The sequence below is a fragment of the Rhodococcus sp. KBW08 genome, assembly GCF_003852455.1.
Taxonomy (GTDB): Bacteria; Actinomycetota; Actinomycetes; order Mycobacteriales; family Mycobacteriaceae; genus Rhodococcus_F; species Rhodococcus_F baikonurensis.
In genome coordinates this window covers 132,700-156,379 of sequence record NZ_QAJJ01000007.1, presented here as the reverse complement: position 1 = coordinate 156,379, position 23,680 = coordinate 132,700, and the positions used below count along the sequence as shown (strand labels likewise).

23 protein-coding genes are annotated in these 23,680 nt (G+C 61.2%); 9 read left to right on the top strand and 14 right to left on the bottom strand.

Features of this window, described 5'->3' with window-relative positions:
• Positions 1 to 8: 8 nt before the first annotated feature.
• The 5 genes from rplI to DBV08_RS09335 all read left to right on the top strand — a co-directional run bounded on the left by rplI (position 9) and on the right by DBV08_RS09335 (position 4,462).
• On the top strand, positions 9 to 464 hold the full coding sequence (gene rplI / locus DBV08_RS09350; protein WP_007735531.1) for a 50S ribosomal protein L9: 456 nt from the start codon (positions 9 to 11) through the stop codon (positions 462 to 464).
• A 509-nt stretch (positions 465 to 973) separates the two neighbouring features.
• A complete protein-coding gene (gene dnaB / locus DBV08_RS09345; protein ID WP_019746049.1) occupies positions 974 to 2,380 on the top strand; it encodes a replicative DNA helicase in 1,407 nt (468 codons plus the stop codon).
• A 1,066-nt stretch (positions 2,381 to 3,446) separates the two neighbouring features.
• A complete protein-coding gene (locus tag DBV08_RS32270) occupies positions 3,447 to 3,611 on the top strand; it encodes a hypothetical protein (RefSeq protein WP_166810005.1) in 165 nt (54 codons plus the stop codon).
• A gap of 296 nt (positions 3,612 to 3,907) precedes the next feature.
• A complete protein-coding gene (locus tag DBV08_RS09340) occupies positions 3,908 to 4,189 on the top strand; it encodes a WhiB family transcriptional regulator (RefSeq protein WP_095971778.1) in 282 nt (93 codons plus the stop codon).
• Between the two features lie 54 nt (positions 4,190 to 4,243).
• Positions 4,244 to 4,462 carry a hypothetical protein gene (locus tag DBV08_RS09335; RefSeq protein ID WP_095971685.1) on the top strand — a complete coding sequence of 73 codons (219 nt, stop codon included), beginning with the start codon at positions 4,244 to 4,246 and terminating at the stop codon, positions 4,460 to 4,462.
• A gap of 76 nt (positions 4,463 to 4,538) precedes the next feature.
• On the opposite strand, the gene DBV08_RS09330 is transcribed toward DBV08_RS09335, so the two are convergent.
• From DBV08_RS09330 to DBV08_RS09300, 7 genes are all read right to left on the bottom strand, one after another.
• Complete coding sequence (locus DBV08_RS09330; RefSeq protein ID WP_124567266.1) at positions 4,539 to 5,552, bottom strand: hemolysin family protein; 1,014 nt, start codon at positions 5,550 to 5,552, stop codon at positions 4,539 to 4,541.
• Complete coding sequence (locus tag DBV08_RS09325; protein WP_124567265.1) at positions 5,549 to 6,934, bottom strand: hemolysin family protein; 1,386 nt, start codon at positions 6,932 to 6,934, stop codon at positions 5,549 to 5,551. The genes DBV08_RS09330 and DBV08_RS09325 overlap by 4 nt, the downstream gene beginning before the upstream one ends.
• A gap of 217 nt (positions 6,935 to 7,151) precedes the next feature.
• The gene (locus tag DBV08_RS09320; RefSeq protein WP_124567264.1) at positions 7,152 to 7,586 is read right to left on the bottom strand and encodes a limonene-1,2-epoxide hydrolase family protein; all 435 of its coding nucleotides are present in this window, start codon (positions 7,584 to 7,586) and stop codon (positions 7,152 to 7,154) included.
• The gene (locus tag DBV08_RS09315) at positions 7,583 to 8,719 is read right to left on the bottom strand and encodes a PDR/VanB family oxidoreductase (protein ID WP_124567263.1); all 1,137 of its coding nucleotides are present in this window, start codon (positions 8,717 to 8,719) and stop codon (positions 7,583 to 7,585) included. The genes DBV08_RS09320 and DBV08_RS09315 overlap by 4 nt, the downstream gene beginning before the upstream one ends.
• A complete protein-coding gene (locus DBV08_RS09310; protein ID WP_124567262.1) occupies positions 8,716 to 9,621 on the bottom strand; it encodes a metal-dependent hydrolase in 906 nt (301 codons plus the stop codon). The genes DBV08_RS09315 and DBV08_RS09310 overlap by 4 nt, the downstream gene beginning before the upstream one ends.
• Positions 9,622 to 9,704: 83 nt before the next feature.
• Positions 9,705 to 10,358 (bottom strand): TetR/AcrR family transcriptional regulator, encoded by a 654-nt coding sequence (locus DBV08_RS09305; RefSeq protein ID WP_124567261.1) that lies wholly within the window; start codon positions 10,356 to 10,358, stop codon positions 9,705 to 9,707.
• A 944-nt stretch (positions 10,359 to 11,302) separates the two neighbouring features.
• The gene (locus DBV08_RS09300; protein WP_124567260.1) at positions 11,303 to 11,929 is read right to left on the bottom strand and encodes a TetR/AcrR family transcriptional regulator; all 627 of its coding nucleotides are present in this window, start codon (positions 11,927 to 11,929) and stop codon (positions 11,303 to 11,305) included.
• A 135-nt stretch (positions 11,930 to 12,064) separates the two neighbouring features.
• Between DBV08_RS09300 and DBV08_RS09295 the strand changes: the two genes are divergently transcribed.
• Positions 12,065 to 12,925, top strand: coding sequence for a haloalkane dehalogenase (locus tag DBV08_RS09295; RefSeq protein ID WP_124567259.1), 861 nt, complete (start codon positions 12,065 to 12,067; stop codon positions 12,923 to 12,925).
• 142 nt (positions 12,926 to 13,067) lie between these two features.
• Here DBV08_RS09295 and DBV08_RS09290 read toward each other — a convergent pair whose 3' ends face one another.
• From DBV08_RS09290 to DBV08_RS09260, 7 genes are all read right to left on the bottom strand, one after another.
• A complete protein-coding gene (locus DBV08_RS09290; protein WP_124567258.1) occupies positions 13,068 to 13,706 on the bottom strand; it encodes a DinB family protein in 639 nt (212 codons plus the stop codon).
• Positions 13,707 to 14,366: 660 nt separating this feature from the next.
• Positions 14,367 to 15,350: a nitronate monooxygenase family protein gene (locus DBV08_RS09285; protein WP_124567257.1), complete on the bottom strand. Its 984-nt coding sequence runs from the start codon at positions 15,348 to 15,350 to the stop codon at positions 14,367 to 14,369.
• Positions 15,351 to 15,429: 79 nt separating this feature from the next.
• Positions 15,430 to 16,566, bottom strand: a complete 1,137-nt coding sequence (locus DBV08_RS09280) for a CaiB/BaiF CoA-transferase family protein (protein WP_124567256.1) — start codon at positions 16,564 to 16,566, stop codon at positions 15,430 to 15,432.
• Positions 16,563 to 17,660: a hypothetical protein gene (locus tag DBV08_RS09275; protein ID WP_124567255.1), complete on the bottom strand. Its 1,098-nt coding sequence runs from the start codon at positions 17,658 to 17,660 to the stop codon at positions 16,563 to 16,565. Before DBV08_RS09275 ends, DBV08_RS09280 begins: the two co-directional genes overlap by 4 nt.
• 50 nt (positions 17,661 to 17,710) lie before the next feature.
• Positions 17,711 to 18,667, bottom strand: coding sequence for an ABC transporter substrate-binding protein (locus DBV08_RS09270; protein ID WP_124567254.1), 957 nt, complete (start codon positions 18,665 to 18,667; stop codon positions 17,711 to 17,713).
• A gap of 61 nt (positions 18,668 to 18,728) precedes the next feature.
• Positions 18,729 to 19,502, bottom strand: a complete 774-nt coding sequence (locus tag DBV08_RS09265) for an ABC transporter ATP-binding protein (RefSeq protein ID WP_234036600.1) — start codon at positions 19,500 to 19,502, stop codon at positions 18,729 to 18,731.
• Positions 19,503 to 19,513: 11 nt separating this feature from the next.
• Positions 19,514 to 20,386, bottom strand: coding sequence for an ABC transporter permease (locus DBV08_RS09260; protein WP_124567252.1), 873 nt, complete (start codon positions 20,384 to 20,386; stop codon positions 19,514 to 19,516).
• Between the two features lie 273 nt (positions 20,387 to 20,659).
• On the opposite strand from DBV08_RS09260, the gene DBV08_RS09255 reads away from it, so the two are divergent.
• From DBV08_RS09255 to DBV08_RS09245, 3 genes are all read left to right on the top strand, one after another.
• Positions 20,660 to 21,550, top strand: a complete 891-nt coding sequence (locus DBV08_RS09255) for a LysR family transcriptional regulator (protein ID WP_124567251.1) — start codon at positions 20,660 to 20,662, stop codon at positions 21,548 to 21,550.
• Positions 21,547 to 22,473, top strand: a complete 927-nt coding sequence (locus tag DBV08_RS09250; RefSeq protein ID WP_124567250.1) for a LysR family transcriptional regulator — start codon at positions 21,547 to 21,549, stop codon at positions 22,471 to 22,473. The genes DBV08_RS09255 and DBV08_RS09250 overlap by 4 nt, the downstream gene beginning before the upstream one ends.
• Positions 22,474 to 22,742: 269 nt before the next feature.
• Complete coding sequence (locus DBV08_RS09245) at positions 22,743 to 23,603, top strand: chlorophyllase/cutinase-like alpha/beta fold protein (RefSeq protein ID WP_124567249.1); 861 nt, start codon at positions 22,743 to 22,745, stop codon at positions 23,601 to 23,603.
• The last annotated feature ends 77 nt before the right edge of the window (positions 23,604 to 23,680 follow it).

Sequence of the window (23,680 nt, the reverse complement as noted above, 5' to 3'; positions counted from 1 at the left end):
GAAAGAACATGAAGCTCATCCTCACCGCTGACGTGGACAACCTCGGTGCGCCTGGCGACACCGTGGAGGTCAAGGACGGCTACGGCCGTAACTACCTGCTCCCCCGCGGACTGGCAATCGTCGCCACCCGTGGCGCCGAGAAGCAGGTCGAGGGCATCCGTCGTGCACAGGAAGCGCGCGCTGTGCGCGGCCTGGATCACGCCAAGGAGCTCAAGGCAGCTATCGAGGGCCTCGAGTCCGTAACACTGACGGTCAAGACCGCCGGTGGCTCGGGCAAGCTCTTCGGTTCGGTTACCGTCGCTGACGTCGCTGCTGCGATCAAGGCTGCCGGTGGACCGGTTGTCGACAAGCGCTCCATCGTGTTGCCGAAGGCTCACATCAAGAACACGGGCAAGCACGCCGTGGTCGTGAACCTGCACCCCGATGTGGTTGCCAAGTTCAACCTGAACGTCGTCGGCGCATAGTCGACTGTTCGTCTCGTCGGGCCCCGCACACTTCGGTGTGCGGGGCCCGACGTTTTGTTTCGGGGTGCGGTGTGCCGACTGTCAGCGTCCCGAATCGGACCTGGGGATAACTCTCACACTGTGATGTTCGCCTTCGGTGATCAGTGATGAATCGGGCGAGGCAACACGCCCGACACGCCGACGCGCCGACTGTGGAAAAACTATTTTCATCAACAGGCCTGTGAAATTGTGGATAGCCATCTACCTGGCCTTTTATAGTAACTATGCAAAGTAGTCCCCAAATGCTCCACAGGCGGTGCACACCGTGGGGCGGGAGTTTCCACAAAGCATCCACAGGTTTATCCACAGTCCGGTTTGTATGCGGACCTACTAGTCCCTAACGTCATCTCGGCGTCTATCTACAGACCGGCCGTCAGCGGCTAGGGGATGTCGGTGGGTGCAGGTACAAATGATGAGGGCGCTGCGGTTTCTGGCAGTGTCGTCGAGTGTTTTACGGGAAGGTCTCGCTTGTGGCTGTTGTAGATGATCGAGGACCTTCCGACTTCTCGGGGCCGGATTACCCAGGCCCTCCCGAGGCCGAGCCCGACCAGGAGTTCGGACGCCAGCCACCACAGGACATGACTGCCGAGCAGTCGGTGCTCGGCGGCATGCTGCTGAGCAAGGACGCCATCGCCGACGTCCTCGAGGTACTGCGTCCGGGTGACTTCTACCGGCCCGCCCACCAGTCCGTCTACGACGTGATCCTGGACCTCTACAGCCGCGGCGAGCCCGCCGACCCGGTGACGGTCTCCGCCGAGCTCGACCGTCGAGGTGAGCTCCGCCGTATCGGCGGTGCGGCCTATCTGGTGACGCTGACCCAGACAGTGCCCACTGCGGCCAACGCCGCCTTCTATGCCGAGATCGTGGCGGAGAAGTCCGTGCTGCGTCGTCTCGTGGACGCCGGTACGCGCATCGTCCAGTACGGCTACGCCGGCACCGAGGGCCAGGACGTGGCCGAGGTTGTCGACCGCGCGCAGGCCGAGATCTTCGAGGTCACCGAGCGTCGGACCACCGAGGACTTCGTACCCCTCACCGAGCTCCTCCAGCCCACGATGGACGAGATCGACTCCATCGCCAGCCGCGGCGGAATCTCCCTCGGTGTGCCCACCGGATTCAAGGATCTCGACGAGATCACCAACGGCCTTCACGCAGGTCAGATGATCATCGTCGCGGCTAGACCTGGTGTGGGCAAATCGACCCTTGGAATGGATTTTTTGCGTTCCTGCTCCATCACGCACGGCATGGCCAGCGTCATGTTCTCGTTGGAAATGAGTAAAACCGAGATCGTCATGCGTCTGCTGTCCGCAGAGGCAAAGATCAAGCTCGGTGACATGCGTTCCGGCAAGATGACCGACGACGACTGGACCAAACTCGCGCGTCGTATGAGTGAGATCAGTGAGGCGCCGCTCTTCATCGACGACTCCCCCAACCTCACGATGATGGAAATTCGCGCAAAAGCGCGGCGGCTCAAGCAGAAACATGACATTCGCCTGATCGTGATCGACTACCTCCAGCTGATGAGCTCAGGTAAAAAGGTCGAGTCCCGTCAGCAGGAAGTCTCCGAATTCTCCCGTAGCCTAAAGCTTTTGGCGAAGGAGCTCGAAGTTCCGGTTGTCGCGATCTGTCAGCTCAACCGTGGTCCTGAGCAGCGAACCGACAAGCGTCCCCAGGTCGCCGACCTTCGTGAGTCCGGATCGCTCGAGCAGGACGCCGACATGGTGATCCTGCTGTATCGCCCTGACGCGACCGAGCGAGACGATCCGCGTGGCGGTGAAGCCGACCTGATTCTGGGTAAGCACCGTAACGGCCCGACCGCGACAATCACTGTGGCGCACCAGCTTCACCTCTCGAAGTTCGTCGATATGGCGCGGGGATAGCTGCTTGCCGCCATCGCCTGGTGATGAGACCAATATCGGGCATCATGAGATTTTGAGAACAGCACCTGCAGTAACGTAAATTTGAGACAAATGCAGGCCGCCCGCTCTCGCTTTTTCCTGCGTCGTTGGGGGTCTCGTTCGGTCGGGTGAGTTCGCGTGGCCTGCGACTGGTATCTCGTGTGAAGACGTCTGTTCCGAGTGCCCTAGTGAGATAGGTGCATTCCCGGTGTATTTGGGTGGGTCGGACCCCGAACATCGCGGCAGCGTCGCCATCGAGCTTGCAGTGGGCGCTGTCGGTGATCGCTGGGACCGATGTCGGTGTTGGTGCCCACACCGAACCGGCTGTAAGGCAGAACACTTCGGACACTGTCAAAGCTTGCTCATCACAAAGGAACTGGGACTTTCGACCCTTTCGGACACAAACAGTGCGCAATAACCTTCGTCGGGTCGGGGGCACCCGTTCCGTTTGAGGGGGCAAACAATCGGGCGGGTGTTCGTCAAGGCAAGGCCATGTCACCCTCGCTGGTCTCCTTGCCGGGCTCTGGGCTGTGTGCGTCCAGAGTGCTCAGGGCCCGCCCGACCCGGCGATCGAAGGAAAGATGACGAAAGGTTCTGAGATGAGCCGAAGGAGCGATCGGCGATCGACAAGTTCTGCTCGCCGCCTGGCCACGCGAACGATTGGTGTCAGAGGTTCGGCGTGTGAACCGAACTCGCTCACGGCAGAAGATCTGAGGGCTGTAATCGAGTCCCTCACTGGAGTTCTCGCTGCTGAAGAATCGAGTGCGGAAATCGCATCGCCCACGTTCGCGAGTTTCGGCCCTTAGGTAAAAAGCGCCGGGAAACGGAACGCGTGAGGAGCATCCAGCCGGTTGACAGACCCCGCAAGCCGCAACCCGCGTCCCCGTGCATATCCAGAGGATGTGAACGACTAGGCCACCGAGCCGCGATCGGCACCTCGGCTGTATGGATATCGCGAAGATCTGGGTCGGATTCTTCCCTCGGCCGGTTCGGTGATCGATTCTGAGTGAACCTGATTCTTTCGTGGTCTCGGAAAGGAAGCTCCGCCGTGGGTTCGATTGTTCTCACCCTTGTCCTCGTCCTCTCCTTCCTCGTGCTCGCTTTGCTTCTGCGGTACGCCAATGCCGGACAGTCTGCCCGCCTCGGCGCTCCGAACGTCCGTCCGGTCCCGGGAGGCGGCCGGTTAGGTGCTCGACCGCGGGTGCTGCGGTGACGGCATGGCATGTGATGGCGATCTGTCGCGCATTCAGCGCCCGATTGGCTACCAGGCGTGTGGGTTCGAGCGCACCTTCGGCAGGGCGATCAAATGGTGATGCCAACCGTTCCGCGGCCGACGGCCTTCACGGCCGCACTTGGCGGCCACGCCAGATTCTAATACTGGCATGAACCCGTAGGAAGTCGCCTGATTAATCGTCAGTGGCGTTGCAAGAGAGAAGCTTTGAGATACGTCTCCTGGCTTCGGATCTGGTTTCAGTGATCCGAGGTTCTCGAGTGAGAGAGGAGTTCCCGATGATATCCGCAGTGCGCTCGGCGCAGTCCGGGAAAGAGGTTGCCGCCGAACCGAGTTGTTGGCAGAAGTACGCCGCGTGCGGTGGGGTCGAAGCGGCGGTGTTCTTTTCGCCGGAAGGCGAGCGTGGCAATGCCCGATCCCGCCGGGAACTGCTGGCGCGGCGGATATGTCAGACCTGTCCTGTGCTCGGTCAGTGCCGCGAGTACGCCCTCGGTGCGGGTGAGCTGTATGGAACGTGGGGTGGCATGAGCGAAGCTGACCGAAGGCGGCACGCCCAGTGACGAAGTCGCGACGAGCGCGGGGCGGCAGATCATGCAGTCCGAGGATGCGATCAGATGTCGGGTGAGCCGGTGCCGCTGTCGGTTTACCGTATGGCGAGCGGCGATCTCGTCAAGGAGTACCGCTCGTTGTATCGCCGGTGTGATCGCCTGACTCCGCGTGAGAAAGCACGGTTCTATTTCGTGAACGAGGAAATGAGGGCACGGGGGCTCGGGCATGGCATTCCAACTCCGGATACGCACGAGGGTATCGATGCCTGGGACGGGGAGATCTGAGATCTGATCGCGATCTTTCCCGAATAATTGCTGTACGGATAGCGCTATCCGTAAGAAAGGCTGTCCTCATGCGGTGTCAGATCGCCGGTTCAGGGCGGGGGAACAGTCGTGAGAGAACATCGGAGAGGGTGATGATGCCGACCGTCGTTCGTTCGTCGGTGACCACGGCCAGGTGATTGCGACTTTCCCGCATCGCCGCGAGTGCGAGGTGGACGGGGGTATCGGACGCAAGGGTGAATGCCGGTCGCATGATGGATTCGGCGTGGGTGTGGTCGGGTTGGAGCAGGGTGTCGCGGACGTGCACGATCCCAAGGGGAACACCGTTGTCGCGAACGAGGATTCGTAGGTGTCCCGATTGTTTCGAGATCGCCCGCACCTGGTCCATGGTCGCGGAGCTGGTTACGGAGGTCGGAGCTTTGCTGCTCCGAAGCAGATCGCGGACGGTCAAGGTCTGCATGTCGAGGGCGCCGGAAAGTTGCGCGGAGTATCCGGCGTCGAGGGCTCCGACGTTGGTGGAGTGTTCGACCAGGTGCCGCAAGGCGTCGGGGTCCTGGCCGCTGCCGACGTGATCGACCGGTTGCACACCGACTTTGACGAGGAACCAGTTGGCCATCGAGTTCAGCGATTGCAGCAGAGGTCGGGTGAGCCACATGAATCCGCGCATCGGGATGGCGAGCAGTGTGGCTGATTTCTCGGGGTGGGCGATCGCCCAGGATTTCGGTGCCATTTCGCCGACGACCAGATGCAGGAAAGTCACGATGATCAATGCGAGAACGAAACCGGCGACGTCCGCGATCCAGAGCGGCATGCCCCAACTCGAGAAGGCAGGGGTGAGCCAGTGATGGACAGCGGGTTTGGTGATTGCACCGAGCGCGAGGGTACATACGGTGATGCCGAGTTGGGAGCCGGCGAGGAGCACGGTCAGTTCGGAGGCGCTGCGTAGAGCGGCTCGGGCGGAGCGGCTGTTGGGGGCGGCATCTTCGAGGCGGTGCCGTTTGGCGGAGATGAGGGCGAATTCGACGGCGACGAAGAAGGCACTCAGGGCTATGAGAGCGACGGTGACGGCGATGACGATCCAGGGGTTGCTCATCGGTTCTCCTCCGCGGTTTCAGTCCCGGCCACTGCGGTTGGGTCGAGGCGTAGTCGTAGTGAGGCGGGGACGTGCCGCTCGACGGACAGGACATCGATGACCAGTGAATATCGAGGTTGTTCGTCGTCGGAAATCAGGTCGGCAGGATCAGGTGGCAGTTCGACGCGGATCCGGGCTCCCTCGGGTGGGAGCTCGCCGTGATGGGCGATGGTGAAGCCGGCGATCGTCTCGTAGTCACCACCCGGGAGGTCGTGTCCGATGGTGCGTTCGACCTCGTCGAGGTGCACGCCACCGTTGACGGTCCAGGATCCGTCTTCGCCGGGGAGTTCGAGTGGGAGGTCAGGGTCGTGTTCGTCGGTGATTTCGCCGACGAGTTCTTCGGCGATGTCTTCGAGGGTGATGACACCGGCGAAGCCGCCGTATTCGTCTATGACGCAGGCAAGTTGGTTTCTGCTGTCGGTGAGTTCGGCCAGGGCCTTCGGCAAGGGAAGTGTGGTCGGGAGGATCAGGGCGGGGCGGGTGAGTGTGCGCGCGGTCAGATCAGTGGTCGGCGTCAGGTCGAGAACATCTTGGAGGTGGATGACACCGACTATGTCCTCGGAATCTTCCCCCACGACGGGATATCTGGAGTGCCCTCGCCCCATGAGGGTGAGGATGTGGTCGAGGGAGTCGTCGGCGTGGACGGTGTCGACATGGGTGCGAGGGATCATCGCATGCTCCACTGGGCGCGTGGGGAAATCGAGTATGCGATCGAGCATCGTCGACAATTCGGGCGGCAGAGTCCCGGTTTCGCGGGACTCGGCGACGATGTGCTCGAGGTCGCGGGCAGAGGCGGAGTGCTCGACGTCGTGCACCGGCTCGATCTTGAGTGCGCGGAGCAGCAGGTTCGATGCTTGGTCGAAGATCCAGATCAGCCAGCCGAAGAGTTTCAGGTAGAGGGTGGTCGAGCGGGCCAGCCACCGGGCCACAGGTTCGGGACGTGCGATGGCGAGGTTCTTCGGGAACAGCTCACCGAAGAGCATCTGGACCAGGGTCGAGAACAGCAGCGCCAGCACGGCACCGATGCCCATCCCCACGGCGGTGGGGATGCCGATGCCGCCGAAGATCGTTCCCAGCGACTGACCGATGAGAGGTTCGGCAACGTAACCGACCAGCAGACCGGTGACGGTGATGCCCAGTTGAGCTCCGGAGAGCATGAACGAGGTGCGGCGGGTCACCGCAAGAGCCCGCGTTGCACCCGAATCGCCCGTCTGGGCGAGAGAATTGAGCCGGGATCGGTCCACGGCCATGTAGGCGAACTCCTGGGCAACGAAGTAGCCGGTGACTGCGGTGATCAGCAGAACGACCAGGACGCCCAGCAGGAGTGTCAGGGCGATCATCATGAGCCGGACACCTCGCCATCACGTGCGGTGACGCAGTGGGGTGTGTCCGGCCTGGGTCTGTGACTGTCCATTGGTCTCTCTGTCGATGCGGAAGAAGCCTTGTTCTTTAATCTACGTTTACCTTGCCGGAAAAGTTCCCATCGCCATGCGGTTTCCCCGAAAAGTCGAACGAATGAAGTACCTGACCCAGGCAGGCGGATAGCGACCCTCGCGATCCTCAGGTGCGGGTGGGTGGGCCGAATCGCAATCCGCGGAGCAGTCGGCGGTAGGAGAAGCGGTCGTCCCAAATGCGAAGCAGGCCGTTTGCGAATGTGTAGTGGCCGTCTACGTCGAGGTGCATGGCAAACCATCCGATGCGGATGATCTCTCTTCGCCGGGAGGACACGGTGTTGTGGTCGGTGCTCATCGTGAGCACTTCCACGACCTCGTACCTGGTGATCAGGTGAGAGACGATCGTGAGAGCTCGTTCGACGCTCTTCCTTCCCTTCACGCTGGGCAGGCCGGTGTTGCGCCATTCGATGTCGGGATCGACGAGTGCACGCACGGCATCGGCGTCCATTTCCTCCAGTGCGATCAGGAGGTCCACCACCCGCGATGTCAGTTGATCGTCGTTCAACAGGTACTCCGGTCGTTGGGGAATCGGTGGATTCATGTGGTGACCGTCAGGCAGGGACTGTTGCTCCGTGAAACACACAGCAGCATCTTGCCCCCGGCGCGCTCGGCTGGGCTCAATGAGTTGTCACGGTGATCGACATCGCCGTCGATGACGTGGACCATGCAGGTGCCGCAGAAGCCCTGACGACATGAATAGGGGGCTTTCGGGTTCACACGCAGGACCGCGTCCAGTGCGGTCTGGTCGGCGGCGACATCGATGACCTGACCGGTGCGAGCCAGTTGGATGCGGAAGGGACGTCCATCGACGACCGGTGTGGCGGAGAAGCGTTCGGCGTGCACTTCCACACCGGGTTGGTTGCGTGCACCTGCGGTGATCAGGTCCATCATCGGGACCGGACCGCAACAGTAGATTGCATCACCGCTGCGGACGTTCGGCGGGAGAAGATCGGTCGCGGTGGGTAGGCCGTATTCGTCGTCGGTGCGGATGGTGACCCGATCACCGAACGGTGACAATTCCGCGAGGAACGGTAGCGTGCGTCGCTCGCGACCGACGTACTCCAGCGACCAATCCAGGCCCATGCGCTCTGCCTCGCGGATCATCGGGAGTATCGGGGTGATGCCGATACCGCCCGCCACGAAGTGAACGCGCTTCGCGCGCTTGGTTCGCCCGGGTTCGACGAACCCGAACGCGTTGCGTGGGCCACGAACGCCGACGACGGCACCGACTGGCAACTCGTCGTGCACCTCGTTCGATCCGCCGCCACCATCAGGGATGCGGCGTACCGCAATCCGGTAACAGCGGCGATCGGCAGGATCGCCGCACAGTGAGTACTGACGTATGCGTCCTGAGGGCAGGTACAGGTCGAGGTGAGCCCCGGGGTGCCACCGTTCGAGGTCGCTGCCGTCAGGTGCCCGCAGTTCGATGCTGACCACGGCGTTGTCGCTGGCCACCGTCGTGCGTTCCGACACCGTGAGCGTTGTCTTGTACTCGTCGGTCCGGTTTTTCGGTGGCTTGTCGCGATGAATCAAGACCGCCCACTTCACCTGCGTGGAGACCAGGACATCCAGAATGCGCAGAATCGAGTCGCGGTGCGTGCCGCGTCGTAGGTCGACCGGGATCTCGCGGGGGGCCGGCCACCGCTGTGTGAGTTCGGGCGCGTTGGGTGTCATGTGTTGACCCGCTTGGCCGCTGGCGATTGCGCGACGTAGGCGAGGGCCTGGGCTGTGGACCCCACACCGTCGGGGTGAAATCCGGGCACGAACGTCGACGCACCGCTCCAGAACCATTTCGATACACCAGGCACCAGTCCGCGGCGTCCGGCGCGGACGAATTCCAGTAGCAATCGCGGATAACCGATGTTCGGCGTGTTGGGGTCGTTGCGGCTCAGATACATCGCGGCACGGAGCAACCACCCTAAAAAGATCGGCCACGTGATGAGCATGGAGATACAGCGGCGAAAGTAGCCGACTCCGAAGTACGTGGCGACCTCGTGCGCCACGGCACGATGCTCGACCTCTTCGGCCCCATGCCACCGGTAGAGGTCAAGCATCTGCGGATCTGCGCCGAATTTCTCCAAGTCCGCGTTCAGTGCCCAGTCGCCTACGAACGCGAACATATGCTCCGAGGACGCGCAAATCCCGAGACGCTCGATCAGACGCTGCCGGGTGGACCGCGGATCGGTGTCGTCGCCGACGCCCAAAGTTTTACGGAAGAAGTACTGCATCTGGTGGTTGAACGGGGCCGGGTCGATTCCGTGCCGTGTGAACACCTGATTCATGACCTCGTCATGCGCCTCTGCGTGCAGCAATTCTTGACCCATGAAACCGAGCATGTCCTCGCGGAGCTTCTCGTCGTGCACGTCCGGGAGAGCCTGCTCGAAGGCCTGGATCATCATCCGCTCGCCCTCGGGGATGACGAGGTTCATCGAACCGAGGAGGTATGAGGCGATCGGCTCATTCGGCAACCACACCAAAGGCGCTTTCTCCCAGTCGAAGTCGACTCGCCGTGGACGGATCGCAACCCGGCCGGGCGGCGCGATCGGACGCTGTGTCAGTCCCCTCAAGATCCCCATGGCCACTCCTCGCTCATTTATAAGTACGCGACAGTACTTATAAATGAGCATGGCGATCTACCCGAGGCTTGTCAAACACCGGACTACGAACCGTCGGACGAGAGATCCAGTACCCGTTCGAGGAAGGACATGATCGGCGCATGAAGATTCATGTACGAATTGGACCCGTCGACCACCTGGCGGTAGAACAACTCGTTGCATCCGCCGATCGCCGCGAGAAACACTTCACGTCCCGGGGCTTCTGAAGATCTGGGCGCGTAGCCGACGAGCAATTCGTCGGCGAGCAGTTCCAGGTACTCGTTGCGCTTCGCAACCCCTGCTGGACCGGCCACAGGTAGGTCCACCACCCAAGCGCGGACGAACTCGGGTTCGGACGAACACGTCTCGAGGTACTTCTCGATGACAGCCGAAAGCTGTTCGTGTGGAGATAAATTGGTGGTCGAGCTTTGTGTGGCGGTGATGTTGGAGACGATCGTCTCGATGCCAGCGTCGATCGCTGCGATCAAGCAGGCTTCTTTGCTCTCGAACTGCTTGTAGAAAGCTTGGCGAGATACCCTGGCGCGGCCGACGACATCGGCGATCGTGGTCGAGGCGATCCCCTTCTCCGCAGTCGACGAGATCACGGCGCGCAGAATGCGATTGCGTTGTGCGTCTTGGACCTCGTCCACCGCGAGGCGGCCACGGCCACGCGGCAACCCGGGGAGGTCACGATCGAACGATCCAGCCAGCCTGCGCATACCGCATCGTATCCTGCCTGGTGCCATCGGTTCTTTCGCTCACCAAAGCCATGGACAAACCGCCATGCGAGTGGCCATCGTCGAGTGAAATTGCCCCCTTAGTGCTCCGAGGCTCTCCTGCGGATTCGAAAAATGGTCGCCGACTCTCGACGTGCCCTGGTCTGCGCCTGTCAGGTTTTCGTCCTTCGCGAAGATCGATCGATCCAGTTCCGCCCAACCGAACCATGGTCATGCGGATCGGATAAGGCGTTCGTCAGGGATATTTCTGCCCCTGGTGCTCGGCGAGATCGTTCAGCGCTGAACGAGCAGCAGCCTCGGTCGGAGCCGTGCCAGATGTATCGCTGGATTTCTTTCTGAAGGTTTGAGGTAGGCGTTGACTGCTTTTCGGAGCAGTCTCGTGTGGTTGCGTTCGATGTCGGATGGCGCTGGAAAAGGTGGTGTCGCCTCAGGCAGTCGATCGGTGGTGGGCCAGGTATTGGTGATGGCACCGGCGGCGTCACGCATGAACGTGTGATCGTGCGGGTGAAGCAGTGGCTCTCGAAATCTGTTGGGACGTCGGAGATTGCCGGCAATGATGCTGCAGTGACGCATTCGCAGCCGCCCGCTGTTCGAGGGCTAGGTCGCGACGCGTTCTTGGTCCCTTGACTGTCGCCAACGCTACGCGAGGAGGGGAGGTAAGCCTTGTTAATCGCGCTCGTCTCATTGTTCTGGGTTGATCCGTCTTGGCCAATGCATTTGCGCAGGTGAAGATCTGACGATGGCGACAGCTGCTTCTTTCTCGTTTGTTGTCGGAATGCATGTGTGGCAACGCAACTCCGTTGGCGCAGCTCCCAGTGCGGTCTCATGCGAATTCGGTCGCTCAGCACCGGCGGTCAGGTAAGAGTCTGTGGGCGAAAATCGAAGACGGATCAGCTTTCAAGCGGTGCGATCAAATCGGTCAGATCTCAAGACTCTCGAGTGAGGTCACCTGCGAGGGAAGCTACGCCTCGCAGATAGGCGGCGAGGATAGATTCAGGGGATGTGTTCTCCTGGATGATCGTTCGCTGGAACACCAACGCATCTGTGAGGGCGATCAACTCCTCGACTCGCTCGTTGGAACATGGCAGATCTGCTCTGTCGAGAAGCATCGCTGTCACTTCTCGGGCTATGGCGTGAACCTCGGACTGTGTCGTCAGCTTTCTTCGAAGCAATGGTTCGTTGCCGAGTTCGAGAACAAGGGCGTAGCGCGCTTTCATGTCGTCGCGGCGGTCCGAAAGTGTCTCGACAAGTTCGGTGATCACGCGTGCCAGATCAGCAATGCTCAGTTTGTGCTCACCTTGCGCCGTTGCATTGAGAATGGATGCAGCTTTTTTGGCGTCAGTTATCGCGCGTTCGGCAAGGGTGTTGACGATGAGTTCGAGTAGCGCGAGTCGAGTTCTTGCATGGTGCGAGGTCGCGCCCTTTGGGATTCCGGCTTCTATATCTACCACTCGGTGCGTGAGCGCGCGAACTCCGTCACGGGCAATGACGCGAATGGCGCTGTTGGCGATCAGCTCTCGACGTTCATAGCTGCCAGTCGCTTGAGTAGACATGATTCGATGCTACAGGTGTAGCCTAGCAAACAACGCCGTTGCTACAGGTGTAGCGACGATGGTGTGGGTGATATTTCGAATACGCGCTGGGTCTATTCGCGACGTGGGGAGATAGGTCGGACAAGGAGGCGCCACATGATGATCGATTTCGTTCCAGATAAGACTGTGTACCCGTTCGAGTCGCGCTGGTTCGACTCGTCTGCCGGTCGAGTTCACTACATCGACGAGGGGACGGGACCGCCGATTGTGTTCTGCCACGGCTCCCCCACATGGAGTTTCCTCTATCGGAAAATCGTGGCTGGACTGCGCGACCGGTACCGGTGCATTGCGGTGGACTACCTGGGTTTCGGGTTGTCCGAGCGGCCGCAGAATTTCGGATACAGAATTTCACAGCACACGACGATTTTAGGTGAACTGATCGACCATCTTCAGTTGGACGGCTTTGTCTTGATGGGGCAGGACTGGGGTGGACCTATCGGGCTGGGCACGGCAACCGAGCGGGCAGATCGAGTCAGAGGGATCGTGCTGGGCAACACGGTGTTCTGGCCGATCGAGCCACTGGCCAATCAAGCATTCAGCGTGATCATGAGTAGCAGACCCATGCAACGCCGCATACTCGAGCAGAATCTCCTTGTGGAGCGTTTCTTGCTCGGGGAACTTGGCCGCACGTTAACCGAGGAGGAGGCTGACCATTATCGCAATGTGCAGCCTACAGAGGAATCGCGGCGTGGACTCGCGGTCATGCCCAAGGAAATCCGTGCTGCACGAACACAGTTGGCCCAACTCGCCCAGGACGTGCCCGCGCTGTTGGGGGACAAACCGGCCCTCGCAGTGTGGGGGATGCGGGACATGGTGTTCCGTCCGAAAGCGTGTATCCCGCGGATACGCGAGACGTTCACCGACCTTGACGTCGTCGAACTACCTCATGCGCGGCATTTCATCCAGGAGCACGCGCCCGATGAAATCATCGCGGCCATTGCGAATCGATTTCCGTGATTGTCGGGTTATCCACGGCTGCTGTTGAACTCAGAGTCCAGCTCGTGGTCAGCGAAGCAATGACTCTACGTCGGCCACGATCGGGCTGCACGCGAGTGAGGGGACCGCTTCGGTCGACGGCATGAGCGGGGTCAGGTAAGTGTCAGGCCCACCCCGGTTTGACATCGCGACGCCTGGGGAGGCCGTCCCATTCGACGAGCGGAGCGGATTGCCACCACCAATCGGGATCGGAGTGAACGCCGTCGATGGAGAATCGGCCGGTGATGGCCAGCAGTAACTCGGGCGGCCTGGCCAAAGTCAGATCGATCCAGGGAAATACCCGCAATACTGTTCTCGCACAAACATTTTCGGGGAGAATCAGCCTGACACCCAGGGCACGTGCTGCGTCGGTGCCGTGAACCAGTATTTCGGTGACAGCCATGCCAGCCCACCCTGGCGCGTCAGCTGACCCGCTGGGGTGGAACGCACGCTCCTCCGCGAGGTCGCGGAGCAGAGCGGCGAGTACATGAGCGGACGAAAGGACGTTGTCGAGATGCTCGGATACAGGGGCATCACGACCGTCGCGCAGGGCCGGTAGTTTGGCGTCGGCCCGTCTCGCTACCTGGCCGCTGTAGAAGAGCAGCGCGTCGCTGATGTGCTCGATCGTGTGCGCCGCAGTCCATTGAGTCGGTTCTGCCGTGTTCGACCACCGCGGTGAGTGGTCCGGTATCGCGGTGAGCGCGTGCAGCGCTTTTGCGGCCGACACCACGTCGTCGGGTGTCGGTTCGGCCGATGCGGTCATGGTGTCCGGATCTGTGGTCGTGTCGGGTTAGGGGCAGCGTAGCGCGTCGACGAGCATTCCGTCATCCGGGCCCGACTGGTGCGATTCGCGTGGGTTCCACGGCTCTGCCTCCCTGAAGTAGCCGAGAACCGTTGTCCGCCTTCATCTGATACCCAACTCGGGCCTTCGATGACGACGAATAGCTGCCACAGTCGTGTGGATTCCTACCTATCAAGGTATTTGGCCATGCACCACGCGACATGAGTTCTGAGCTCTCCATCGTCCATCGTCCATCGACCGTGGGTCCGGGAATGGAGGTACTACGTTATGTGCATGCGCAAGGTGTCACCGAGGAGCAGATCACGGTGATGCTGTTCGACGCTCTCTGCCGCTATTTCGAGAACCGACTGGATACCGCATGGTCCTCGAGGACGGTGGCGCGGTTGTCAGTCTCGTCGGCTCCTCCCCCGTGCTTTCCTCATCCTGACGTCAATGATCGTCCGGATGCGCCCGAAACGAGCGAGCGGCGATGACGAGCCGCGAGGCTAGCCGGAAGAGCTCACCGTCACCGCACGACGCATCGAGGACGAAGTATCGGCGGCATGCGGGTCGGCGAGCGCAACGGCAGCGATCATGCGCGAAGGACTGGCCGACTGTAGCGCTCAGCGGGTTCGGACAGCGTCAGGCGCTGACAGGATCCAGGAGGCCGGTAAGCCGTCTGGCAATCAGTGCTTCGGACTCTGCGACAATTCGTTCCACCAATTCGCCCACTGTGGGGATGTCGTGAATCAATCCTTGCACCGTCCCTGCCGTCCAGATGCCCGCCTCGGGGTCGCCGCTGTCGAACACCGCTCTGCCCCGCACACCGGCTACGAGATCTCGAACGTCTTCGAATTTGCCGCCGCTGGAAAGAATTTCGACAACCTCTTGGCTGATGCTGTTGCGTGCTACGCGAGCCGTATTACGTAGTGACCTGAAAATCAGCTCGGTGTCCACCTCGGAGGCAGCAACTATCGCGTCCTTGATGTTGCGGTGAATGGGAGACTCATCGGTGCACATGAACCGGGTGCCCATGTTGATACCGTCGGCGCCAAGCGCCAGGGCAGCCACCAATCCTCGCGCGTCGGCAAATCCACCGGACGCGATCATGGGAATGCTGATCCGCTCTGCTGCTGCAGCGATTAGGACGAGACCCGGTACGTCGTCTTCCCCTGGATGCCCGGCACATTCGAACCCGTCGATACTGATGCCGTCGACGCCGAGGGCCTGGGCTTTGACCGCGTGGCGGACGCTGGTGCACTTGTGGAGAACCTTGATGCCGGCGGCGTGAAAGTGCGGCAGATGCGGTGCGGGAGAGGAGCCGGCTGTCTCGACGACTTTTACTCCGCAGTCGATGATCACATTGCGATACTCATCGTAGGGCGGGGGTGTGATCGTTGGGAGAATTGTGAGGTTGACCCCGAAAGGTTGATCGGTGAGCTCGCGGGTTCGGGATATTTCTCGGGCAAGGTCGTCAGGTGTCGGCTGTGTCAGAGCAGTGAGCATGCCGAGCGCGCCCGCGTTCGCAACTGCCGCTACGAGTTCTGCTCTCCCCACCCACTGCATGCCGCCCTGCACGATGGGGTGGCGCACTCCGAACGTCTCGGTAAATGCAGTTGTCAGCACTGGACATCTCCTCGATGATGCATGGATATCGGTTTGTCAGTTACGTTGATGCCGACTGAATTTCGACTTCACACCGGCTTCAATGCGTTGACGAAGCCCACTCGTTCAAGGCCGGAACCTGCGAGGACTCAGTTCGTACCATCGGAGGTTCGGACCGATAGGGCATGGCAGGCGTCAAGTATTGTTCGCCATGTTCGTTGGCGCCGGGAATGAAGGTACGGTTCGCAATCACATCGTCGGCGCAGATTACCTCGTCGTAGTTGCGCACAAGCGCGGCAACCACTCCGGCCGCAGTGAGATGCTCTACCGCTTCCGCGGCACTACGGTGGCACAGCTGCTTCTCGATCGTGGTGACGAGGTCTGCACGGTTTTCGACGCGCAGCTCGTTGGTGGTAAACCGCGGGTCGTCGGCCAACTCTGGCAGGTCGATCGCCTTGCACAGTTCGATCCAGGCTCGCGGTTGGTATCCGCTGATCACCAGCTCGCCGTCGAGGGCACGAAAGACATCTGCAGCGGGTGCGACGCTTGGTTGCCCGTTCCCTTTGCGACTCATAGGTTTGCCCGATACCTGCCACTCGATCCAGTTGGCCGTCTGCAAGTGGATTGCGACGTCCAGCAGGGAGACTCGGACGGACGATCCTTTGCCGGTGCGCTCACGTCGCAGTAGCGCTGCCAGAGCCGCCTGCGCGACGACATAGCTCGTTGCATGGTCTATGACCGGTGCGCCCACACGTTGTGGTGGGCCATCAGCCTCGCCCGTCACCGACATCAGTCCACTCTCCGCTTGCGCGGCGATGTCGAGCCCGGCGCGGGTAGAGGACGGGCCTTCCGCCCCGTACCCGCTCACCGAGACGGCGATGATTTCCGGTCGCAGGCGTTGTAGTTCGGCAGAGGAGAATCCCAGTCGATCGAGGGTTCCCGGGCGAAGATTGTGCAGCAAGATGTCGCTCGACGCGATCAGATCCTGAGCCCGTCGCAGATCGGCGGAGTCTTTGAGGTCGAGGCAGATTGAACGCTTCCCGCGGTTGTACCCGTAGAAGATGCCACGCGCGTAGTCGGCGTCGATTTGACGGGCCGGTTCACCGCCCGGAGGCTCCAGCTTGATGACCTCGGCGCCGAGGTCGGACAACTGCTGTGCGGCACTGGGTATCGCGATCAGTTGACCGATCTCCACTACGCGGACACCTGCCAACGGCAGGTCAACTTCGTCGGTCATCGAATGATCTCCACATGAGGCGAAGCGACGTCCTCGGCAGGCTCCAGGCAGCGCGCCAACAGAATGCCTTCGGTGTGGTTGCAGGGGTTCAACCGGTTTCTGTCGCCTTCTACTCCCCCGATTCGGATCGTCACGGTTCCATCGTCGTTGCGCTCGAAGTGGGCGTCGTTGAGGTTGACGGTGTGGTCGCGGTACTCGAAGGACTCGAACCAGTGGTTGTACAGCATTACGCCGAAGTAGGTGCAGTCCGGGACAGTAAATGTAATATCCACGGCAGTAGCATCTTTCAGTGACCACCAGCCGGCAACGTACTGGTTGGAGCTGGTGCCGTAGAAGTCTCCCCACCCTCGCTGCTCCAAGGTCACGCGAATCTCGTTGGGAGACTGACTGAGCGTTTCGATGAGCTGAAGACTGCGTCGAAGGCTCACATCCATACCCCGGGCAAGTTTCGTGAGGCGCTGGACCAGCCACGCCGTGTCGAGATCGGGGCGTGCGCCAGGCGGCGGGCCGAGACGCTCGATGTGGAGCACGGGATCGATCTCCGCGCTTCGCGTCTTGTGATAGACACGCACTACTACGTCGAAGCAACGCTCGTCCAGTCGAATTCCGCTGCGCCCCTCCAACTCTTGTGCGATGAAGATCTCGAAGTTACCGTCCGCGTCGCACACCTTGTCGTCGATGACGATGTTGTCGGCGACCCTGTCGGTCCCAGATGCACCGACGCGATTGGCGAGGACCGCGACGTACGGCACTGTGCCGCGGTTACCGTGAATTCGGTACGTCTCCTTGGGGTCGATCATCGCAGTCCAGTAGTCGACGTCGATGCCGTCTCCCCAGAACTTTCGCATCGGTGACATCAGGGTGAAGAGTTCAGGTCGGAGCACGTCTTGGCGCTCGATGTTCATCTCGGCGAGGTATCCGAACAGGCGAAGTGCGTGCCGTACACCTTCGGCGCTGTCCAGCGGTGATCCGGTGGCGGCAGCTGTGGACCCGAACGTCGCAAGGCTGTCGGTGACTGCGGACCAAGCCTCGGTGAGCTGCCGGCGATCGTGTGTGGACTCGGATCGGGTTGACTGGTCAGCGAGTTGTGTCATCGTTTCTTCTCTTTCGTGGTAGTCGAACTGGATTTGGGTATGGGCGTTGGTCAGCAGAGGGGGTCGAAAGGGACATCTGCGTCGGACTTGCCCGAGGTCTGGTTGTTCACCCATGTCACGTTCTGCGTCCATCGGTGGGCCGAAATCTCGACCGGCCAGAGGTTCTTCTGAGAAGCCCACACCTCGGTGGCTTTGTCGGCGGGGACATTCATCCGCTCGGTGAGAAGTTGAGCCCCTGCTTGCTCGTTGGCGGGATCGGCTATCCACCCTGCTGCGGCCGCGAGCGCCGCACAAACGGGGGCAGCAGCATCGGATTCGGCGAATGTGGCTGTCGTGACGAGCACAGTGCCCAGGCCGTATGAGCTCACGCCGTCAGAGCCCACAGGGTTGACTGAGGTAATCGGTGTCATCGGTATTCCTTGAGCGTCGAATACGGCTTGACTGGCAGCGGTGAGAACGGCGGCATCGATGTCGCCCTTTCGTGCGAGTGGTATCTGACTCGCGGTGGGTGCCGCTGCGATGAATTGCACGGTGGATGCATCGATGTTTCGTTCTGCAAGAAGCTGATTGACGAATTGCTCGGCCGCACCGCCACGTGACGGTATGGCGATCCGCTTGCCGGGCAAATCCTCGACGGTGGTGATGCCGCTGTCTTTCGTCACGGCGATGGCAAGATCGATCGATCCGTACGGGGAAAGGGGCCGCAGTTTCTGCCCTTGCTCGATGGCCGGCACGACGGTTCCGGGTGCTCCGACCGCGAGATCGGTTGTACCGCCGATGAGACCGCTGATAAGCTCGGGCCCGTTCTTTCCGTCGATGAGCTCGACGTCGAGGCCCTCCTTGTCGAACATTCCTTGTTGGACGGCGACGTAGACAGGGAGAGACAAAGCGCTCGCGGGGTAGACCCCGATGGCGACGCTACCGTCGTTCGGACGCCCTCCCCCTCCACACGCGGAAAGCAGTAGGGCCGTTGCTACGGCTGTGCCGACGAAAGGTCGAAGTTTCATGGGTTTCCTGCTCCTTGATGGGCTGGGCGCATCAGTAGTCGAGCTGAGTTGGCTGGGCACATCAGTGGTCGAGTTGACCACGCAGCCGGTTGAAGATTTCGATGTATCGAGGTTCGGAGGTAAGGGTTTCGAGTTCGCGGGGGCGTTCGATGTCGATGCTGACGTCGTCGATCACCCGGCCGGCCCCGAGCAGCAGAACGCGGTCGGAGAGACAGATGGCTTCGCCGAGGTCGTGGGTTACGAAGATGACCGTCCGGCCTACCTGGGATTGCCAAAGCTCGAGGAATTCTCGCTGTACTTCGACTCGGGTTTGCGCATCGAGGGCGGCAAAGGGTTCGTCCATCAACAAGATGTCCGGATCCAGAGCCCACGTTCGGGCCAATGCGACACGCTGACGCATCCCTTGGGAGAGTTGCCAAGTCCACAGCTGTGATGCCTCGGACATTTGAACGGCGGCAAGCCAGCGCGCGGATTGAGTTCGTCTCTCCGCCTTGGGTACTCCTCTCAATTCGAGACCGTACTCCACGTTCTTCTGCGCTGTTCGCCACGGGAACAGCGCATCTCGGGCCATCATGAAGCCCATCCGGGAACGAGCGTCGAATGGCGTTGTGCCGAGGACCTCGGTCTTGCCTTCCGTCGCTTCCACCAATCCAGCGAGCGCGTTGAGCAGAGTGGTCTTGCCGCAACCACTCCTACCGACCAAGCTCACGAACTGTCCGCGAGGGATTGTGAGGTCGAGATCATCGACCACTGTCTTCACCGATCCGTCTGGTGAGGGGAAGGATATCGTCAGTCCGTCGAGTTGGACTGCGGGCGTAATCACGTTGGTATCCATGATGATTCCTGTCATCGTCGAGCCGGGGGCTGCCACCGAAGGAGGTAACGCTCGGCGAAATTCATGGCCTGGTTGAGGACGACTGCGACGATTGCGAGAAGTATGAGGATCGCGTAGACCGCTTCCATGCGGAACTGGGCAGAGTAGATCGACACAAGCTGGCCCAGCCCGTCTCGTGACGAGATCAGTTCCGAACCCACCACGCCAAGTAGCGAATAGATCAGCCCCAACCGAAGACCGGCAAAGATGCCGGGGGTTGCGACGGGGAGCAGAATATGCCAAAACACCTGCGTCTTACTGGCATTGAGGACAGTGGATAGCCGGAGCCATTCGTCGTCCACCGACTTCACGCCGGCCCGTGCGCTCGAGCAGACTATGAAGAAGACAAGTGTGAACGCGAGAGCGACCTTCGCCGTCATCGTGATACCGAAAATGACGATGAGCAGGGGCGCCAGCGCTAGGCGCGGCATGGCATTCGCCGCATCCAAGAACGGACTCATGATGCGTTCGAGGGTTGGGAGCAGGCCGAGTGAGAGTCCGACCGCCACTCCGACGGCACTCGCGAGGATCCAGGCGATCACGACAGCAGTCATCGTGGCGCGCAAGTTGGACGAAATCTCACCCGAATGCACCGCTGCGGTGAAGTAATTCCAGGCCTCCCCCGGCGTTTTGGCTAGAACCGGCTCGATCCAGCCTTGCGATGCGACGAGTTGCCACGCGCCGAGTAGGACCAGAAGCAGCGCGACCTGGGCCAGTCGTACCCCGATGGTGAGGCGAGTGCCGACTCGACGCCGTCGAGCGGGCTTCGGCTCAGAGTGTGCTCGCTCCGCAGATCGGGGTGACGCCGAGCCCGATGACGCACTCGTGGTTATGGTTTCGGTCATCTCTGTGCCTCCCCCGGAGTGCTCACAGGCCGTGATGGTCGCTCCGAAAAAGCAGACGGGTACGTCTGATCGAAGCTCCCCGGGTTGTTGCTCACTGCGTTCATATGTGAAGCAGATCACGGGATTCTTCTTCCCGTCTACGCCACATTCGAGAGGGATGCCATAGGGTTTCCCTATGGCCTTGGCCCGGGGGCAAACCCTGCCGAACTCAGCGAGCCAACGAGGCCGGAACCGTGCGCACACGCAGATTTCTACGGAGAAGGGAGCGCCCTGGTGGACCGACGTCATCTGGAATACTTTCTCGCCCTTGCGGATCGCGGCAGCATTTCGGCGGCTGCACGCGGACTGGGAGTGAGCCAGCCGACCATCTCGGAGGCTCTGGCCAGAATGGAGAAAGAGTGCGGGCTGACGCTCGTCCGGCGCGGTTCGCGGGGAGTCACCCTGACGGACGCTGGACGCGATCTCACCGGTCCGGCAGCCCAAGTACTTCGGGCGTACCGGGATCTGGATCACGCTTTGCATCCGTTGAACGTCGTGCAGCGTGGGAGGCTGACGGTCGTGTGTCCGCGGACGCTGGCGCGTGATCCGGCGGCCACAGCTCTGGGTGCGTTCACAACCAGGTTTCCGAATGTTGCGGTGACGATGCTCAGCAACGATACCGACGGAATCGGAATGGTGGTCGCCTCGGGTCAGGCTGACGTAGGCATCGGGGTGGACGAGGTGTTCGACGAAGGTGTTGAACGAATCCTCCTCGGTCGGCAACGAATTGTGGCGCTGGTGCCGAGTGCACGAAGCAGCGGGGAGGGGGCAGATGAGTTGACCGATCTTCTGCGAATCGGGTTGATCGCCAGTCCGCGTGGTGATGTGACACGGCGGCTATTGGCCGAACGCCTTGGCGAACGCACGGTGGACGAGGCCGTGGTTGCGGAGACCATTTCTGCGGCCTCGATGATTCCCCTTGTGCGCGCAGGCGTCGGGGTTGCATTCCTTCCCGAATCCGTTGCCGACACAGTCGGAGAAGGCGTGGTACTGCGTCGTACTCGCCCCCCGCTCAGTCGCGATCTGTGGATGTTTCACGGCTCGACGCCATCGCCTGCGGCACAAGCGTTTATCGAAACGACGACTCGATTGCGTGACGAGGGTGGACTGGGGAATGCCGGATGAGCAACTTCGGCGAGGCTGCGAGTCCACGAATCGATCCGCAGCAGCTACAAGACTTCCTCGCAGTCGTCGAACACGGCAGTATCACGGCGGCAGCGGCGTACCGGTTCACGGGAACATCGAGCGTCTCTCAATCGATTGCGCGACTTGAAAGACGCGTCGGAGGAAAGCTTTTCAATCGGGGGCGGGCCGGCGCGACATTGACTGCACGCGGACGAAATTTCATCGATCCAGCCCGCGATGCGTTGGCCGCGCTCGACCGATTGGTGATCGACAGCGAGTCGGTGCTGTCAGCTTTCCCTCACCTCAGCGTCGCCACGACGGCGAGCCTTGCGGACGATCCCACCGCGGTATTGCTCGGAGCGCTGCGTACCAAGGTGCCGAACCTGAGGATCACCATCTCGGATCCGCCCGGGTCGTCAGTCGCCGACGCAATTCACCCGGTCATGGCCGGCACAGCGGACGTGGCAATCATGGAGTCGCCGCCTACCGGTGTCCCCGGGGCACGAATCGTTCGCCTTCCGGACCACAACTTGCGACTCGTCTGCCCGCCCGGCACTCCAGCCCCGGTTGACGGAGTGTTCGTTGGCGAAGACCTGATGCGCATCGGCCTGGTCGTCGCACCACGGTTCGAGACATCTGACGTGTATCGCCACCTGCGTTCGATCGAACCTCGGATCGACCACGCCTTCGTGATGAGGTCACAGCACCGCGACGCCTTCGCGGATTTCGCGTATGAAGGAATCGGTGCTGTGATTCTCGAACTCTCGAGTGCTGAGCGCGCATCCCAGCGCGGTTGCACGGTCGGCGAGATACTCGAGCTTCCACCGCGCAAGATCGCAGCCGTGGCAAGGGATGGCCAGAACACCCAGATCGTCGAACATTTCCTACGGCTGTGCGCCGAGCAATCCGTGCGGGAGCCTTAGGCAGAGGTGATTCTCTCTTTGAACTCTGGGTATTCGCGGCGGCCGGTTATCTGTCGGGAACGATGATTTTGTGTTCAGACACAACACTTCTGGCATAGTCCGTTTTCTCGAACAAAGCCGACGGGCAGCCTTCCGGAAACTATGTAATACACGTCACTCTGGGTCGACAATTCACCGAATGTGGTTCAGCTACCGAATACAGGACCCCGAGCGTCCCGTGATCGAACCGTCTGCACCGAAATTGCCGCAACTTCGAAAGGTCGACCTTCATGCGAAAATCTCTGCAATTGTTCGCGAATGCTGTAGCGGCGGTTGCGCTGTGCGCGACATTCGGACTCGCGGGCCCGGCCGGAACGGCCGCCGCCGAGACTCCCGGCATCCCGAGCGTCGGTCACGACTGGGCGAGCGCAGGGCCGTACACGCCGACTGTGTCGATCGGGCTGGTACACACTCTTTACTACCCGCGTCAGCTCGGCGCACGAGGCGAGAAGCATCCGGTTGTGATCTGGGGGAACGGGACCGGCGTGCTCCCCGGCGCTTACACCTCCTTGTTGCGCCACTACGCCAGCCATGGATTCATCGTGGTCGCCGCCAATACCCCGGCAAGTAACTTCGCCATCACCATGCGGTCGGGAATTGATCTCATCGAAAGTAAGGCAGCCAACCCATCCAGTGTCTTCTTCGGCAAAGTTGACCTGGAACATATTGGTGCGGTGGGGCACTCGCAGGGCGGATCTGCGGCGATCAATGCCGCGATCGACGACCGCGTCGACACTGCCGTCGCGATCCAGCCGGGCCCGCTCAACGATGTCGACCTCATCGACGAGCCGGTTCTCTATCTTGCCGGTCAGGCCGACGCGATCGTCTGGCCGGCGATCGTGCGGGCGATGTACGAGGATGCCGACCACGTGCCCGCCGAGTATCTGGAACTGCGCGGCGCGACGCACTTCGGTACGGCGATCACCGGTGGCGACATGCGCGGGCCGAGCACCGCCTGGCTGCGGTACTGGTTACTCGACGATCCGAACGCTCGCACCGAGTTCTTCGGGGCGAACTGCGGATACTGCACTGACACCCAGCAGTTCTCGGACTTCGACCGCAACGATCTGGCCCTGCAGATCCCGGGCTGACCTGGTCACTGCCGGTGGAAGACAAAGTCCGGGTCGGGACGGTGTAGCCTGCTCGCGTCGCTATGATAGCCGTCACA

Coding starts and splice junctions, on each gene's coding strand:
- rplI (WP_007735531.1), top strand. CDS start 9: ATGAAGCTCATCCTCACCGCTGACGTGGACAACCTCGGTGCGCCTGGC.
- DBV08_RS09340 (WP_095971778.1), top strand. CDS start 3,908: ATGATATCCGCAGTGCGCTCGGCGCAGTCCGGGAAAGAGGTTGCCGCC.
- DBV08_RS09335 (WP_095971685.1), top strand. CDS start 4,244: ATGTCGGGTGAGCCGGTGCCGCTGTCGGTTTACCGTATGGCGAGCGGC.
- DBV08_RS09330 (WP_124567266.1), bottom strand. CDS start 5,552: ATGAGCAACCCCTGGATCGTCATCGCCGTCACCGTCGCTCTCATAGCC.
- DBV08_RS09325 (WP_124567265.1), bottom strand. CDS start 6,934: ATGATGATCGCCCTGACACTCCTGCTGGGCGTCCTGGTCGTTCTGCTG.
- DBV08_RS09320 (WP_124567264.1), bottom strand. CDS start 7,586: ATGAATCCACCGATTCCCCAACGACCGGAGTACCTGTTGAACGACGAT.
- DBV08_RS09315 (WP_124567263.1), bottom strand. CDS start 8,719: ATGACACCCAACGCGCCCGAACTCACACAGCGGTGGCCGGCCCCCCGC.
- DBV08_RS09310 (WP_124567262.1), bottom strand. CDS start 9,621: ATGGGGATCTTGAGGGGACTGACACAGCGTCCGATCGCGCCGCCCGGC.
- DBV08_RS09305 (WP_124567261.1), bottom strand. CDS start 10,358: ATGCGCAGGCTGGCTGGATCGTTCGATCGTGACCTCCCCGGGTTGCCG.
- DBV08_RS09300 (WP_124567260.1), bottom strand. CDS start 11,929: ATGTCTACTCAAGCGACTGGCAGCTATGAACGTCGAGAGCTGATCGCC.
- DBV08_RS09295 (WP_124567259.1), top strand. CDS start 12,065: ATGATGATCGATTTCGTTCCAGATAAGACTGTGTACCCGTTCGAGTCG.
- DBV08_RS09290 (WP_124567258.1), bottom strand. CDS start 13,706: ATGACCGCATCGGCCGAACCGACACCCGACGACGTGGTGTCGGCCGCA.
- DBV08_RS09280 (WP_124567256.1), bottom strand. CDS start 16,566: ATGACCGACGAAGTTGACCTGCCGTTGGCAGGTGTCCGCGTAGTGGAG.
- DBV08_RS09275 (WP_124567255.1), bottom strand. CDS start 17,660: ATGACACAACTCGCTGACCAGTCAACCCGATCCGAGTCCACACACGAT.
- DBV08_RS09270 (WP_124567254.1), bottom strand. CDS start 18,667: ATGAAACTTCGACCTTTCGTCGGCACAGCCGTAGCAACGGCCCTACTG.
- DBV08_RS09265 (WP_234036600.1), bottom strand. CDS start 19,502: ATGGATACCAACGTGATTACGCCCGCAGTCCAACTCGACGGACTGACG.
- DBV08_RS09260 (WP_124567252.1), bottom strand. CDS start 20,386: ATGACCGAAACCATAACCACGAGTGCGTCATCGGGCTCGGCGTCACCC.
- DBV08_RS09250 (WP_124567250.1), top strand. CDS start 21,547: ATGAGCAACTTCGGCGAGGCTGCGAGTCCACGAATCGATCCGCAGCAG.
- DBV08_RS09245 (WP_124567249.1), top strand. CDS start 22,743: ATGCGAAAATCTCTGCAATTGTTCGCGAATGCTGTAGCGGCGGTTGCG.